14 protein-coding genes, 3 tRNA genes and 1 pseudogene are annotated in these 14,335 nt (G+C 62.3%); 5 read left to right on the top strand and 13 right to left on the bottom strand.

Going from position 1 to position 14,335, the window contains the following annotated elements:
- Window positions 1-258 precede the first annotated feature (258 nt).
- The 3 genes from HPY67_09795 to HPY67_09785 form a co-directional block, all read right to left on the bottom strand.
- A complete protein-coding gene (locus HPY67_09795; protein ID NPV05008.1) occupies window positions 259-945 on the bottom strand; it encodes a hypothetical protein in 687 nt (228 codons plus the stop codon).
- 46 nt (window positions 946-991) lie between these two features.
- The gene (locus HPY67_09790) at window positions 992-1,489 is read right to left on the bottom strand and encodes a PTS sugar transporter subunit IIB (protein NPV05007.1); all 498 of its coding nucleotides are present in this window, start codon (window positions 1,487-1,489) and stop codon (window positions 992-994) included.
- Window positions 1,490-1,561: 72 nt separating this feature from the next.
- Window positions 1,562-1,978, bottom strand: coding sequence for a PTS sugar transporter subunit IIA (locus HPY67_09785; protein NPV05006.1), 417 nt, complete (start codon window positions 1,976-1,978; stop codon window positions 1,562-1,564).
- A gap of 332 nt (window positions 1,979-2,310) precedes the next feature.
- Between HPY67_09785 and HPY67_09780 the strand changes: the two genes are divergently transcribed.
- Both HPY67_09780 and HPY67_09775 read left to right on the top strand, forming a co-directional pair.
- On the top strand, window positions 2,311-2,763 hold the full coding sequence (locus HPY67_09780) for an NUDIX hydrolase (protein NPV05005.1): 453 nt from the start codon (window positions 2,311-2,313) through the stop codon (window positions 2,761-2,763).
- A 546-nt stretch (window positions 2,764-3,309) separates the two neighbouring features.
- Complete coding sequence (locus HPY67_09775) at window positions 3,310-3,585, top strand: hypothetical protein (GenBank protein ID NPV05004.1); 276 nt, start codon at window positions 3,310-3,312, stop codon at window positions 3,583-3,585.
- A 160-nt stretch (window positions 3,586-3,745) separates the two neighbouring features.
- On the opposite strand, the gene HPY67_09770 is transcribed toward HPY67_09775, so the two are convergent.
- The 7 genes from HPY67_09770 to HPY67_09740 form a co-directional block, all read right to left on the bottom strand.
- Entirely contained in the window at window positions 3,746-4,513 is a 768-nt protein-coding gene (locus HPY67_09770) for an enoyl-CoA hydratase/isomerase family protein (GenBank protein NPV05003.1), read from the bottom strand.
- A gap of 136 nt (window positions 4,514-4,649) precedes the next feature.
- Entirely contained in the window at window positions 4,650-4,955 is a 306-nt protein-coding gene (locus HPY67_09765) for an integration host factor subunit beta (GenBank protein ID NPV05002.1), read from the bottom strand.
- Window positions 4,956-4,962: 7 nt separating this feature from the next.
- The gene (gene sppA, locus HPY67_09760) at window positions 4,963-5,868 is read right to left on the bottom strand and encodes a signal peptide peptidase SppA (GenBank protein NPV05001.1); all 906 of its coding nucleotides are present in this window, start codon (window positions 5,866-5,868) and stop codon (window positions 4,963-4,965) included.
- Window positions 5,869-5,993: 125 nt separating this feature from the next.
- Window positions 5,994-7,742 carry a 30S ribosomal protein S1 gene (locus HPY67_09755; protein NPV05000.1) on the bottom strand — a complete coding sequence of 583 codons (1,749 nt, stop codon included), beginning with the start codon at window positions 7,740-7,742 and terminating at the stop codon, window positions 5,994-5,996.
- A gap of 85 nt (window positions 7,743-7,827) precedes the next feature.
- Window positions 7,828-8,511 carry a (d)CMP kinase gene (locus tag HPY67_09750; GenBank protein ID NPV04999.1) on the bottom strand — a complete coding sequence of 228 codons (684 nt, stop codon included), beginning with the start codon at window positions 8,509-8,511 and terminating at the stop codon, window positions 7,828-7,830.
- Window positions 8,508-8,960, bottom strand: a complete 453-nt coding sequence (gene vanZ / locus HPY67_09745; GenBank protein ID NPV04998.1) for a VanZ family protein — start codon at window positions 8,958-8,960, stop codon at window positions 8,508-8,510. The genes HPY67_09750 and vanZ overlap by 4 nt, the downstream gene beginning before the upstream one ends.
- 22 nt (window positions 8,961-8,982) lie before the next feature.
- Entirely contained in the window at window positions 8,983-9,540 is a 558-nt protein-coding gene (locus HPY67_09740) for a DUF2889 domain-containing protein (GenBank protein NPV04997.1), read from the bottom strand.
- Window positions 9,541-9,826: 286 nt separating this feature from the next.
- On the opposite strand from HPY67_09740, the gene HPY67_09735 reads away from it, so the two are divergent.
- Window positions 9,827-11,296, top strand: a complete 1,470-nt coding sequence (locus HPY67_09735) for a M48 family metalloprotease (protein ID NPV04996.1) — start codon at window positions 9,827-9,829, stop codon at window positions 11,294-11,296.
- A gap of 113 nt (window positions 11,297-11,409) precedes the next feature.
- Here HPY67_09735 and HPY67_09730 read toward each other — a convergent pair.
- A tRNA-Cys gene (locus tag HPY67_09730) sits at window positions 11,410-11,485 on the bottom strand.
- A gap of 9 nt (window positions 11,486-11,494) precedes the next feature.
- Window positions 11,495-11,569, bottom strand: a tRNA-Gly gene (locus HPY67_09725).
- A 113-nt stretch (window positions 11,570-11,682) separates the two neighbouring features.
- On the opposite strand from HPY67_09725, the gene HPY67_09720 reads away from it, so the two are divergent.
- Window positions 11,683-11,757: transfer RNA gene (locus tag HPY67_09720), tRNA-Val, on the top strand.
- Window positions 11,758-12,038: 281 nt separating this feature from the next.
- Here HPY67_09720 and HPY67_09715 read toward each other — a convergent pair.
- Window positions 12,039-13,457: pseudogene (locus HPY67_09715) on the bottom strand (IS1182 family transposase).
- A gap of 330 nt (window positions 13,458-13,787) precedes the next feature.
- Here HPY67_09715 and HPY67_09710 point away from each other — a divergent pair.
- The gene (locus tag HPY67_09710) at window positions 13,788-14,261 is read left to right on the top strand and encodes a DUF3015 family protein (GenBank protein NPV04995.1); all 474 of its coding nucleotides are present in this window, start codon (window positions 13,788-13,790) and stop codon (window positions 14,259-14,261) included.
- The last annotated feature ends 74 nt before the right edge of the window (window positions 14,262-14,335 follow it).

Genomic DNA, 14,335 nt, shown 5'->3' with positions numbered 1-14,335 from the left:
CGATGAAAGAAACAGCGTCGATCCGTCATTGCGGGGAGGCCCGCAGGGCCGACGCGGCAATCCCTTGAATGGTTAGAGATTGCTTCGCTGCCCCCATGCTTCGCTCGGGGCTTCGGCTCACCGCAATGACCATCAGGGCTGTTTCTTGGGAGCGCCGCGCTCCACGCGCCCGCAAGCAGGCCTCGATGCCGTCCCTCACGGTTGTGGGGCATGCATGGCGGCCGTATCGCCCTTCGAACTCGACTTCCCTGTCGGTGTTTAAAGGAATTCCGATGCAAGCGCAAGCAGTAAAAACACGCCGCAAAAGACGGGAACGGCGCCGCGGAGCTTGACCGTGTTGAGCGCGACACCGATCCCGATCAGCGGCAGCAGGAGATAGGCGAACGCCAGAACCTGGAGAACCGGAGACGGCAGGGCGGGGTGCATCCAGCGCAGAAGCGGGACCCCGCAGAGCATCGCCGCGCCGAGGCACAGGAGGGACCCCGCGAAGTAGCATGCCAGGGCCGCCAGATGGCGGCGCGAAAGCATCACGGGGTCTCCGGCCTTCGCGTCCTCGAGGGCCCTGCGCACCCACCTCTCGTTTGAGTAACGCAGGAAGGTCTCCATCTTTTGCCCGAGCCAGGCGGCGGGGGCAAAGAGGAGAACGGACAGCGCGATCAGCTCGCGCGGGGGCGCCGCCCCGGGCGGGGCCGCGAGAATGGAACCGGCCGTTGCCAGGATCGCGACAAAGGTTTCGTGGGGAGGGACGTAGGTCCCGAGCGGCGCGCGGTCGATCCAGAGCAGCTCCAGGAGGGCTCCCGTCAAGAGTCCCGTCCGTGCGTCGCCGAGGACCAGGCCGATCAGCGGGCCCGCCACCACCGGCCTGGAAATCATGAGCTGGACGGCAACCCGGTCCAGGCAGATCAGCGCGCCCAATCCGGCCGTGACGGCCGTCTCGATCAGCATGTTCCCTTCTCCGGACAACGCGTTCTGTCTCTCGGGAAGGCCGGACTCAGTGACCCTTCTCCTCGCTTTCGGGAAGCAGTCCGCGGAAATCCAGCGGCTTGTCGCTCGGCACGGATCGCAGCTCCACCGCGACACCGGAATCGAGCAGGCGGCGGATACGAGCAATGTCGGAGTCGTTCAGGCAGACTGAGGGGGAGCACTGAAGCTTGCAATCGTCGCTGTAGAGATTGCCGACGTTGAGCGCACGGCAGCGGAACCCCGCCTCGAAGGCCCGCCCGACGTCGCCGACCCCGCCGAACAGGACGATGGTCCTCTTCTCGTCTCCCCGGCGGGCGATCTCGCTGCGGCCGAATTCCTCTACTCCGTAGATCAGGACCTCCACCTCCCGCGGCACGGCCATGCGGATCACGGTTTCGCGGAAGAAGCTGCCCGCCACCTCATCGCTGACGACGACGATGCGGGTCGCCCTGAGAAAGGGAAGCCACGTCTCGATGATCTGTCCGTGGACCAGGCGGCAATCGACTCTGACCAGGGAGAACTCCATCGGGCTTCCACAGCTCGCGCGAAGGGGTGAAAAAAAGCCGAAATCACGTCGGGGCGGGGTTTCGGCCGGGTTTCAATTGTCGCCGATCTTCTTCTTGAGGACCTCGCTGGCCAGGTAGATGTTCTTCTTGCCGTAGTCCCGGATCTGCGCGGCGAAGCCCAGGAGGTCGTTTTCCTTTTCTCTCACATCCGGGACCTTGAGAAGCATGGGCAGATTGACGCCCGTGATGACCTCGACCTTTCCCTCTTTCAGGAAGGCCAGGGAGACATTCGAGGGCGTTCCGCCGAAGAGGTCCGTCAGGACGAGCACGCCGAGACCCGAGTCCACCTTCCGGATGGCCGCCGTGATTTCCTTTCTCAGGTCATCGAGACCCCTCGAGGCGTCCACCGATATCGACATGATCCCCTGCAGGGGCCCCTTGATCAGTTCCGCCACCTTGATCAGCTCGTTGCCGAGATTGCCGTGTGTGATGACCAGGACCCCGATCATAATTCCCTCAACCCTGTCCGATGGGCGAACCGCCGGCGCCGGCAGTTGCTCTGGAACGCGCACGGCAGCCCGCTTCGCGATGGGTAACGCTAATGCATCCACCTTGAATTGTCAAGACGAATCGGGGCGCCGGCCAAAGGCAGCATTAGGCAGCAAGGATTTCCAATCCTCCCTATCCATCCTTTTGCGAAGGAGAGATTTCGGACGCGTCCTCCTTCTGAAAGAGAGGATCGAAGGGGGTCTCTTGACTGATGCCTTGCGGCTTGAGGCTTGTTGCTCTATCATCCGATCATGACGGTTATGCAGAACCCGAGGACGCGAGGCAGACATCGATGAGCCGGGTCAAACGGACCTGCCCCCGCTGCGGGCACGAGAGCGAGGAGTTTCTGAACCCCGTCCCGACGGTGGATGTGATCATCGAAATCGGCGACCTCGGCATCGTGCTGATCCGGAGAAAAAACCCGCCCGACGGCTGGGCCCTGCCGGGCGGCTTTGTCGACTATGGCGAATCCCTCGAAGAGGCCGCCGTGCGTGAAGCCTTGGAGGAGACCTCGCTCTCGGTCACCTTGACAGGGCAGATGCACACCTACTCCAACCCGTTTCGGGACCCCAGGCGGCACACCATCACGACCGTCTACACCGCCACGGCGGAAGGTGCTCCCCGGGCAGGCGATGATGCTGCGCAGGTGGGTATCTTCAGGGAGGATTCACTGCCCTCCCCGATCGTGTTCGACCACGCCGACATCCTTGCCGACTATTTTCGCAAGCGCCGGGGGAAGGCATGAACGTCAAAAAGGCAGACACCCCTGCAGTCCACGGCCCGACGCCGGCCTTATCCCGCCCATCACATCACCGGCAGGGATTATATAACTACTTGAAATCATATTCACAATCTGTGTGACACCCACGCGTGCAATCCGGTAAAACCTCTTTTATCGTCTCGACTTACCTGAAAGTTCAACAAGTTTATCCACAGATACCTAACAAGGTTTGTGAATTGCTCTGCTTTCATATATTTATCAATAATATCAAAGGTATAAGAAATCATCCAGCCGTCAAGAAAATGTCGGGGCCCGGCGCAGCGGGCGAAAACAATTGCAACCTGTGTAGCGGTTGTTCAGGCTTTGAAAGAGGGGCTGGCCGGTGTGATTTTCGGGCAATCGGTGCCCCTTTCGGCGAAGATGCGGCCTGCGTCCTTGATGACGGGCAATTCTATCGGCCGGCCGGTTTGGGATCAGAAAATTGGGAGAAAACAGGTCCTTTGGCGTTGACAAAATGAAAAGGCGGATTACTATAGGAACAATCCTACACCGCAGGAGACTGCAGGCCGCATGTACAAGTGCAAGAAGAAAGCGATTCTGATCACCGAGCCGTGCCAGGATACGGTTTGCGAGTGGTGGCTGAAAAACGAAATGTTCTGCAACTGCACCTGGGTCGCATGCAATTACGGTCCCTTCACGCTCGAGGAGGTCGGGGAGATGATGGGTGTGACTCGCGAGCGAATCCGCCAGATCGAGGCCAAGGCGCTCAGAAAGCTTCAGCACAAGAAACGAAGGGATCAGCTCAAGGACTTCGCCTCGCCAGACTACGATAAGGACTACCGCTAAAGAGAGATCATGCGCCGGGCGACAAGGCTCTGAAAGAAAAACGCCCCGGAACTCGACCGAGTCCGGGGCTCTTTCATTCCAACAGATCCAGGCGAGCTCTCCTATCCTTCCGAGCCTCTCTCCCCCGATCGTTTCACTTCCCCTGCTGCGTCATCGCCGCTCACTTCTTTTTCTTCTGCCTCAGCTGCTCGAGAAACTGCCGCATGTATTCCTTGCGCTCGGCGCGCGAGAACAGCAGGGCGGACATCTCGAACTCGTACCCCAGGGCGGAGCTCTTGTCCAGGAAGGGGGCCACCTCGGAGATCCGCTTCACCGCTTCGACGGCCTTGGGCGGCCTCGCCGCGAGCTCCCTGGCCATGACCCGGGCCTCCTCCATGAACCGGTCCGGAGGAGCGACCTTGTTGACCAGACCGATACGAAGAGCCTCCATGGCCCCGATCGGCTCGCCCAGCATCGTGATCTCCTTGGCCTTGGCCGTCCCGACGAGCCTGTTGATCGGATTGAACAGGGGGTTCAGCCCGAACTTCAGCTCCGGGTGGCCGAAGATGGCGCTTTCCGACGCCACGATGAGATCGCAGACCGTTGCGAGGTTGAACCCCCCGCCCAGGGCGATGCCCCCGACCGCCGCGATGACGGGCTTCCGAAAGGCGAAGATCTTCTGAAGGTAGCGCGCGATGAGAGAGAAGTAGTCATCGATCTCCTCGTCCCGGATCGCCTCCATCTCCTTGAGGTCCATCCCGGCGGAAAAGAAGTAGTCGCCGCCCGTCAGGATGACGGCTCGCACCGCGTCGTCGTCCTCGAGGGACGTGAAGCAGTCGACCAGCTCGGTCTTCATCTCCCTCGACAGGGCGTTCATCTCGTGCGGCCGGTTGAGCATGACGACGGCGTAGCCGTCTTCCTTCGTGACCCGGATGGTTTTGTAGTCCATGGCTTGCTGACCTTCGAAGGCAGGCGTGATGAGGATCGATCGGGACGTTGAATCAGGCTTGTCCCGTCAGGCAGAACGAACCGCAGGGCCAAAGGAAAACGGGGAACGAAGCGAGAGCCCTTCGGGGGAAAATCCTTTAGCCTTCAACCTGAACCTTTTCGCTTTTTTGGTCCACCCTCTCCTTGAGTTCCTTTCCCACCTTGAAGAAGGGAAACCGCCGCGGCGGGACATCCACCGAAGCCCCCGTCATGGGGTTGCGCCCCCGCCGGGGGTCCCGCTTGCGGACGGTGAAGTTGCCGAACCCCCGGATCTCGATGCGTTCCTCCCTCGTCATGGCCTCGACCATCGACTCGAAGACGATCTCGACGGCACGAGCCACGTCCTTGCGGGGATACTCCGTGTATAGATCCTGGATCTTCGCGATCAATGCCCTTTTCGTCATGGAAACGTCACCTTCCCTGGCCCAGATAAAGAAAGCTCAAGCCCGGTCCCGTCTCCGCCACCGTGTCTGCCATCTCCCGCTTGAGGACCGAAACCATCTCTTCCATCACGAAGCGCCAAATGTTCCGCTTTTCTTCCCTCGGGAAGTAAAGCTCCGGCTTGCCTTCGAGCTGCGCAAGCTTTGCAGCGATCTCCGCCGCGCGGTCCAGATCGCCCAGCTCGTCGACGAGGTTGATCTTCAGGGCCTGCCGCCCCGTGAAGATGCGGCCGTCGGCGACCTCGATCACCCGGTTCTTGTCCAGCCCGCGGCCCTCGGACACGGCCTCGACGAACTGCTCGTGCACGTCGTCGATCAGGGCTTGGAGCAGTTCCCGCTCCTCTCTCGTCATGTCCCGGAATGGCGAGCCGGCATCCTTGTAGCGGCCGCTCTTGATGACGGAGGCCCGCAGGCCCACCTTCTTGAAGAGATCCTCCATGTTGGTGAAGTGCATGATGACGCCGATGCTTCCCGTCAGCGACCCCGGGTTGGCGACGATCTTCTCGGCCGCGCAGGCGACGTAGTAGCCTCCCGAGGTGGCCATGGACCCCATGGAGGCAACGACGGTCTTCTTCTTGCGCACCGAGCGCACCTTCTCGAAGATTTCCTGCGACGGACCCACTCCCCCGCCCGGCGTCTCGATTCGCAGCACGATCGCCTTGATGCTGTCGTCCTTGCTGAATTTTTCCAGAATGTCGACCACGGGCTTGGCATCGGTGATCATCCCCTTGAGGGGCACGACGCCGATCCGCTCCCTCGCCAATAGAGAGGCCCTGTCCCCGGTCAGGGAACTCATGCTGTAGACGAGCAGAAAGAACCCCGCACCGATCACGAGGAGCAGGAAAAGCCCGAAGAGTACGGGATGCCGCTTCCGCATGGTTCATCCTCCGCCCGCCGGTCAAACGGGCGAGGCAAGGAGTTGCCCCCCTTGCCTTTAGCCTTTAGCCTTTAGCCTTTAGCCTTTAGCCTTTAGCCTTTAGCCTTTAGCCTTTAGCCTGTCTCTCACGAATCCAGCTTGATGTCCGCCAGCGCCTTGCCGAGGCTCGACCCGAGATTCTCCTTGTTGTTGATGTACTGCCGGGCCGGGGAGGACTGCTGCACCGTCGCCTCGTGGTCCTTGACGCTGAGCCGGATCTTGCGGTTCCGCGGGTCGATGCTTTTCACCACGGCCGTCACCGAGTCGCCGACGCTGTAGAGGTCGGAGGCCGCCTTGACGCGCTTCTGGCTCAGCTCGGAGATGTGGACCAGCCCCTCGATGCCCTCCTCGATCTCCACGAAGATGCCGAAGTCCGTGATGTTGGTCACCTTGCCCGTGATGACAGCCCCGGGGCTGTAGCGGTCGCAGAACTCCTCCCAGGGGTTTTTCTCGAGCTGCTTGATGCCCAGGGAGAATTTCTCGTTCTCCACGTCCACGTTGAGCACCACGGCGTCGATCTCCTGGCCCTTCTTGTAGAGTTCCGAGGGGTGCTTCACGCGCTGCTTCCACGAGATGTCGGAGACGTGCACGAGCCCGTCGATGCCCTCCTCGACGCCCACGAAGATCCCGAAGTCCGTGATGTTGCGGATCCGCCCCCGGATCACGGTGCCCTCGGGGTACTTCTCGCGCAGGGCGAGCCAGGGGTTCGGCGTCGTCTGCTTGAGGCCGAGCGAAATCCGCTTGCTCTCGGCGTTGACCTCGAGCACCATGACCTTCAGCACCTGGCCGACGGAGAGCACCTTGGAGGGGTGCCGGATCTCCCTCGTCCAGAACATCTCCGAGACATGGATGAGGCCCTCGACGCCCGGCTCGAGTTCGACGAAGGCACCGTAGTCGACGATGCTGACCACCTTGCCCTCCAGGATCGAGCCCACGGGGTACTTTTCGGTGATCCGCTCCCAGGGGTTCGGCGTGAGCTGCTTGAGGCCCAGCGAGACCCGCTCCTTCTCGCGGTCGAAGGAGAGCACCTTCACCCGGATCTTGTCGCCCTTGCTGAATAAGTCCGAGGGTTTCGGCACCTTCCCCCAGGAGATGTCGGTGACGTGGAGCAGCCCGTCGATGCCGCCCAGGTCGATGAAGAGGCCGTAGTCGGTGATGTTCTTGATGACCCCCTCGATGATCTTGCCCTCCTCGATCGTCTCGAGCAGCTGCTTGCGGTCCGCCTCGCGCTCCTTCTCCATGATGGCCCGCCGCGACAGGACGACGTTGTTGCGGTCGCGGTCGTATTTGAGGATGTTGAACTGAAGGGTCTGCCCGACGAACCGGTCGAGGTCCCGGACGGGCCGGATGTCGACCTGGGAGCCGGGCAGGAACGCCGGGATCCCGATATCCACCGTCAGGCCCCCCTTGACCCTCTGGGTGATCGTTCCCTGGATGGGCTGGCCGCTCTCGAATTTCTCCTTGATCGCAGCCCAGGTCTTGATCCTGGCGGCCTTGTCCCGCGAGAGGATCAAGCTGTCGTCCTCGCCCCTCCTTTCCACGAGGACCTCGATCTCGTCTCCCACGCTGACGGTGATGTTTCCGTTCGCGTCGCGCAGCTCCCGCGCGGGGATCATCCCCTCCGTCTTGGAGCCCACGTCCACCATGACCAGGTCGGCGCCGACCTGCACGACCCTGCCGGTGACGATCTCCCCGGAACGAAGCTCCTGCAGGCTCTGCTCGTACAGGGCCGAGAAGCCCACCTCGTCATCCTTTTTCGCCGCTGCCTGGTCCTCAGCCGCCCCCTTGCTACCCGTTTTTTGCTCTTCCGCCTTCACGCTCTCTTCCGTAACCATTACCCGCATTACCCCCCGTTGAGATTTCGCACGACGCCCGACAAACTGCCGAGACGTAGCACACTGCTTCCAAAAGATCAAGGACTTATAACACGCTGTTCTCTTTGCCTTTTATGACCCGCAACATCTCGTCCACCACTTCCCCCACGGTCTTGCCCGTCGAATCGACGAGGACCGCGTCCGCCGAGGGGCGGAGCGGGGCGATCTCCCGCCCGCTGTCCTGCCGGTCCCGCAGGATCACGTCCCGGATCACATCGTCGAGTCCCACGGCGTGGCCCTGCTCTTTCAGTTCGAGCCAGCGCCTTCGGCCTCTCTCCTCGGGGCCCGCCGTGAGGAAGAACTTGACGTCGGCGCCGGGGAACACGACGGTCCCCATGTCGCGCCCCTCGGCCACAATGCCCCCGGCCGTCGCGGCCTCTCGCTGCAGCGCCAGCAGTCTCTGCCTGACCTCGGGCACAGCCGACACCGCCGAGGCGAGCATGCTGATCTCCGGCGTGCGGATGCGGTCCGTCACGTCCTGCCCGTCCAGGATCACCCGCGTCGTGCCCTCGTGCAGGGCAAGTGTGATGTCCGTCCCGGCACAGAGCGCGGCGATCCCCGGCCGGTCGGCTGCAGAAAGGCCCGCGCGGCTGACCTTCAGCGCCACGGCGCGGTACAGGGCCCCGGTGTCGAGGTAGACAAAGGAGAGCCGCTGCGCAAGCAGCCGGCTGACGGTGCTCTTTCCCGACCCAGCCGGCCCGTCGACGGTCACCACGCATCGCTTCGTCAAGGCCGGCTTACCTCTGCCTCGATCCGGTTCTCCAGGGTCCTGACAGGCCCGAACCGATGACGGACAAATGGGTACGTGAAGACCGCGAGCGTAACCCCCGCGGTATCGAAGAGGACATCCATCATGCTGGCAACCCTGCCGGGCACGAAGGCCTGGTGTATCTCGTCACTCACCCCGTAGAGGCTCCCGACGACGATCGCGGCAGCCGCAGGGCTTGCAGCGAGAAGGGGGATGCCGGATGTCGTGAACGCCCTCATGAGCAGGTACCCGAGGATGTAGTATTCCGCCAGGTGCAGAAGCTTGTCGAATGTCAGGACGGGCCTGAGTTCCTCCACGTCCAGGTTCATGGAGGACACGGCGAAAATCAGGGCCGCGTACCCGACGGCAGGCAGGAAATAGAAGAGAGCGCGTTTCCGGTTGAGAACTTCCCGTTTCGGATTCGTTGCCATGTGAACGCGTCAATGAGGCCGTCTACGCTTTCTTCTCTCTTTCCCCCCGCAGGCGTTTCACCTTCTCGAAGAAGGGCCCGTCTTCCCGCCACAGCCAGCAGCTGTTCTTCAGGATGTCCGGGTCGTAGTCGAGCGTCCTCGTTCCGCCTCCCTCCCGTTTCCGGCTCAGGGCCGCCCACATGCCCTGCACGGCCGCCGCCCCCATGTGGTAGAGAAGCGTCGTCATGTGCAGGCAGCCCGCCGTGCCGCCGAGCCTCTCTTTCAGGGCCCGGGAGAAGCCGGGCCTGATTCTCAGACCGACGATCTTCTCGGCGCTCGACTCGACGCCGAGGCATTCCCCGATGGGAATCTTGCGCATCCGGGCATGGGCCTCGCGGATTTCGAGCGCGGGGAGGCTTACCTTCATCTCGACCCGGATGTCGTGGACGATCCCCGGGTCCAGGAACTCGCTTCTGCTGTAGTAAAACGAGGGAAAGAAACGCTCGTCCACCAGGCTGCCTTCGACCAGCAGGGACGAGTCGTCGATCTCGTAGGAATTGACGGTTATGGTTCTCGAGTGGATCCGTTCTTTTTTCTGCAATGCCCACCACGACCGTTGCCGGGCACCCGGGGCCCCCGACGCCTCGCCGGAATCTCTGCAAAAGGGTCCCTGACGGTGCCGGGCCCCTGCCGCCTCTTTCTCTATACCACCGGGTGGCGCTTGTCAACAGCAATCCTCCGGGCCCGCCGCCGGAACATCCGCTTGATTCTCCATGGAAAGCGGCTATAATGATCCGCGAATAACCTGCGCGGCGGCCTCCGCCGTTCAGGGCATGCAAGGAGCCTGGCCCCGATTGCGGTACGACGCAGCGGGGTTCCGGAATCAAATGACACATCACCGAAAGACGACCCCTCGCGCCTGCCTGGCCCTTGTTCTGGCGATCCTCCTGTCCCTGTCCGCATTCCCCCTGACGTCGGGCGCGGCGGGCCTCTCGATCGAGGAAGAGAAAAAGCTCGGCCGCGAGATCTACGAAAAGCTGGAAAAGGCCAACGCCCTCTCCAAGAACCAGAAGGTTGTCGACTACGTCCGCAAGATCGGCGCCCAGATCCTGGCCAACCAGCAGATGGTCCCCTTCGACTACACCTTCCACGTGATCAACAGCTCGGCGATCAACGCCTTCGCCACGCCGGGGGGCTACATCTATATCTACCGGGGCCTCATCACCCTGGCGGAAAACGAGAGCGAACTGGCCAGCGTGATCGCCCACGAGATCGGCCACGCCAACAACCGGCACATCAGCCAGATGATCGAAAAGTCGCAGAAGCTCAACATGGCTGCCGTGGCCGGCGTCATCGCGGGGGCCCTGCTGGGCGGGGGCGGCGGGGCCGGTGCGGCGGTGGCCATGGGCACGGTGGCGGGGGCCCAGACGCTGGCCCTTCAATACAGCCGGGAGTTCGAGGAGGAGGCGGACCGCGCGGGGATGGCCTACCTCGCGGCTGCGGGGTACGACCCGAAGAGCATGGTGGACTTCATGAAGCTCATGCGGCGCCACGAGTATTACTCCAACCTCGTCCCCTCCTACTTTCTCACCCACCCGGGGACGAGCGACCGCATCCGCTACCTCGACAACCTCCTGGAGGCCCGCTACACCTCGCCCGGCAAGGACAGCATCGTGGGAGGGTTCAGGCGGATCCAGGTCGAGATGCTGATGGAGGAGAGGAATCTCGAGCCCGTGCTCACGCGGTTCCGGGAGGAGCTGAAGAAAAACCCCTCCGACGTCAACGCCCTGTACGGGATCGCCGTGGTGCAGGCCAAGCTGGGGCATACGAAAGACGCCGAGGCGAACATCCGCGCGGCGCTGCGGCTCGCCCCGGAGGACCCCGAAATCCTGCGGGACGCCGGCGTCATCGCCTACCTGGCGGGCAACTACCCCGATGCGGCGCAGTTCCTGCGGAAGGCCTACCAGGTGAACGATGCCGACGCGGAGACGGCCCTCTACCTGGGGAGGGCCTACGAACAGACGGGCGATACCATCACGGCGCTCGAGGTGTACCGCAAGGCGCTCGCCGCGGGGGTCGCCGACGACCAGATCCACTACGGCCTCGCCACGGCGTACGGCAAGCTGGACAACCCCGGGGAGTCGCACTACTGGTTCGGGACCTACTTCAAGAACAGGAACAAAAAGGACAGCGCACTGTTCCACTACCGGGCGGCGCTCGGCCATTATCCGGCCGACAGCGACCGGGCCCGGGAGATCCGCCAGGCGATCGAGACCCTTCAGAAACCGCCCCAGAAACCGGCTGCGGCGCAAACCGACCCCCGCGCACCGAGCCGGTCGAGACGGGTTCCCTTCTGAGCGCGTCCAGGGCGGAGCCCGGCCGACGGAACATCCGCCCTTTCGGGGGGCAAGACGATTACCGGGGGGAAAAAAAGGGGCTGCGCCGTCGCGCAGCCCCTGCATTCTTTATCTGGAGGCGGCAACCGGATTCGAACCGGTGAATAACGGTTTTGCAGACCGCTGCCTTAGCCACTTGGCTATGCCGCCGCTGTAGACTGGAGCGGGCGAACGGATTTGAACCGTCGACGTCTACCTTGGCAAGGTAGCACTCTACCGCTGAGTTACGCCCGCTCACTGTGAAAGAGAGCAGAAATATGAACAAAAGATCGTCTCTTGTCAACAAAAAATTGAAGCGCTTTTTCCGCTTGAAAAACGGGTTCCATTACGCTATAGGATTGCCACACGGGCGGTTAACTCAGCGGGAGAGTGCTACCTTCACACGGTAGAAGTCACTGGTTCAAATCCAGTACCGCCTACCATGCAACCAGACAAAGGCTCGCCACACCGGCGGGCCTTTTTTCGTTGCGAGCCACGAACCCCGTCCTGGGGACGGAGTTTTCGATGGGAAGAACACCCGCTTCCCTGGGAGGCTGTGTCGCAACAGTCAAGAGGGGACGAGTTGTTTACCCGTTCTTTGACAACAAAATATCCGTAACGTCTATCCGCGCACGGTCTGTCGGGCAGGTTTTGATGGTTCAGGGCCCTTTGAAGAGCGCCGTTGAGCCTCATGCCGGTGCAAGCAGGGCCTTCCGAGGGCCCGGAGCCTCTCGATGAGCCCGTTGACCCCGAGCAGCGAGATCAGGCGAGCCACATTGAAGCAACTGGCCAGCATCGAGACCTCGGCTCGCGCCCCCTCGAGCCCCCGTAGCAGGAAGGCATCGACCTTGAGGTTGCGCTTGATGTGCCCGAAGGGATGCTCGGCCCGGGTTTTGCGCCTCTCGTAGACGGCCTGCGAGGCGGCCTCCTCGTACTGGGCCTCCAGCCTGAGCTTAACCTCTTCGTTGGGCAGCCGGATGATCTTGCGCCCCCTGCGCGCCTGGGTGCAGCTCCCGTAGTGCCGGCACGCGTGGCAGATGGCCGCGTCGGTGATCACGTAGTGCCGCTTGCCCGTGCGTTTTTCCGTCGATTCATACCGGAGCCTGTGACCTTCAGGGCAGCTGTAGTCATCTTGCTCTGGGTCATACGCAAAATGGCTTTTGCTGAACGGCTTTTCCGGCTCTTTCCTCGCCTGCCGCTGTGAAGGCACGATCACTCGGATCCCCTGGCGGTCGATCTTCTCGAGCTCCGCCGTGTCGGCATAGCCGGCATCGGCGCAGGCCGTCTCGCAGGGACTCTCCAGCAGCGCGTTGGCGGCCTCGATCTGCCGGGCGAACTGGTTGACATCACTGGTCTCTTCGACGGCATCGGCCTGCAGCAGAAGCCCCTGCTTGTCATCCACCACCAACTGGACGTTGTAGGCCGCGTGGCTGCCCTGGACGCTCTTCATCAGGGCGCAGTCCGGGTCGGTGAGGTTGACGTGCCGGTGGCTGCCTCCCTCGAAGCCCCGCAGGGCCTCCTGGACCCGGTCCTTGAGCGTGTTCGTCTGGGCAAGGTCCTTTCGCATCGCCACGTACGAGTCCATGTGCCGCTCCCGGCGGTCGATGGCCTCGCAGTCCTGCAACAGCTGCTCGATGCGCCGATCCAGATCGGCCAGCTTCTTCTCGTACCAGGCCCGGTCATGGCTGCGGTAGCGTGAGGCATTGGCCCGGATCTTTGTGCCGTCGACAAACAGCACGTTGCCCGCGATTAGGTCGAGCTTGATGCAGAGCCGGGCGCAGTGCCGGAGCACCTGCTTGAGGGCCGCCTTGTGGTTGCGCCTAAACTCCGCGATGGTCTTGTGGTCGGGCCTCAGCCCGGCCATCAGCCACACAAAGGCCAGGTTGTGGTGGCACTCCCGTTCGAGCTTGCGGGAACTGCGTACCCCGTAGGAGTAGCCGTAGACCAGCAGCTTGAGCATCGCGCGCGGATCGTAGGCGGCGTTGCCGACCTGGTTGGGGTCCACCTCGATGCCCAGTTGCGGCAGATCCAAGGCCTCCACGAAGGCATCGTAGGCCCGTACCGGGTCCTCGGGGGACACGTAGTCCTCGATGCTGGCGGGCAGCAGCCCCAGTTGCAGACGGTCGCCGGTTCGATAGGCCATGAGCGCATCTCCTTTCGCGGAGCACTCTAGCACACCGGGCCGGGGTTGGCGATCCTTCGAGGTGCGTTACGGATATTTTTTTGTCAAAGAACTCAGCCCCTACTCCCTATTGCGACACAGCCTCTGGCGGGAGAGGGCGAGGGAGAGGGGGCATGCAGTCATTTACCCTCCCCTTGATCCACTCCCGTCGAGGGAGGGAAAACGAGACGGCTGTTTCTTAGGAGAGAGGACCCTCCCGGTTGCCGTATTTTCACGCCCGCCGATTTTTTACGTTGAGAAGCCGGGGGCCCCGTGATACAAAAAACTCATCATCAAAAGGAGGAGATGCCCATGAAAAAAGTAGTTGTTCTCGTCGTTGTCTCCGCGTTCATGCTGTCTGCCGGCACATCTGTGGCGGCCACCCTGAACCAGAAGAACACGGGCTGCGGTCTGGGCTCGATGATCTTCGCAGACCAGAACGGACTCGTCTCACAGACCTTTGCCGTCACCACCAACGGGACGTTCGGCAACGGGACCTTCGGAATCACGTCCGGAACCTCCAACTGCGACAGGCCCGCGACTTTCGCTTCCAACCAGAAGCTCCAGGAATTCGTGGCGGACAACATGGACAACCTGGCCCGGGACATCGCCCGCGGCAGCGGCGAATACCTCAACACGCTGGCCGTTCTGGCGGGAGTGCCCGAGGGCAGCCGCGCCGACTTCTATGGCCGTCTCCAGGCCAATTTCTCCAACATCTACACGTCCGACAAGGTCACGCACATCGACGTGATCAAGAACCTGGAACCCTTCGTGACGTACCTGTAACGGGTTGGGGACCATGAATCGATCGGGGATGCGGCTCAACGGCATACGTCGCATCCCCTTCTTTTTATTCCTTT

The sequence above is a fragment of the Syntrophaceae bacterium genome (assembly GCA_013177795.1).
GTDB lineage: Bacteria > Desulfobacterota > Syntrophia > Syntrophales > UBA2192 > UBA2192.
Note: the sequence above shows the minus strand (reverse complement) of the source record. Positions and strands in the feature narration are given on the sequence as shown.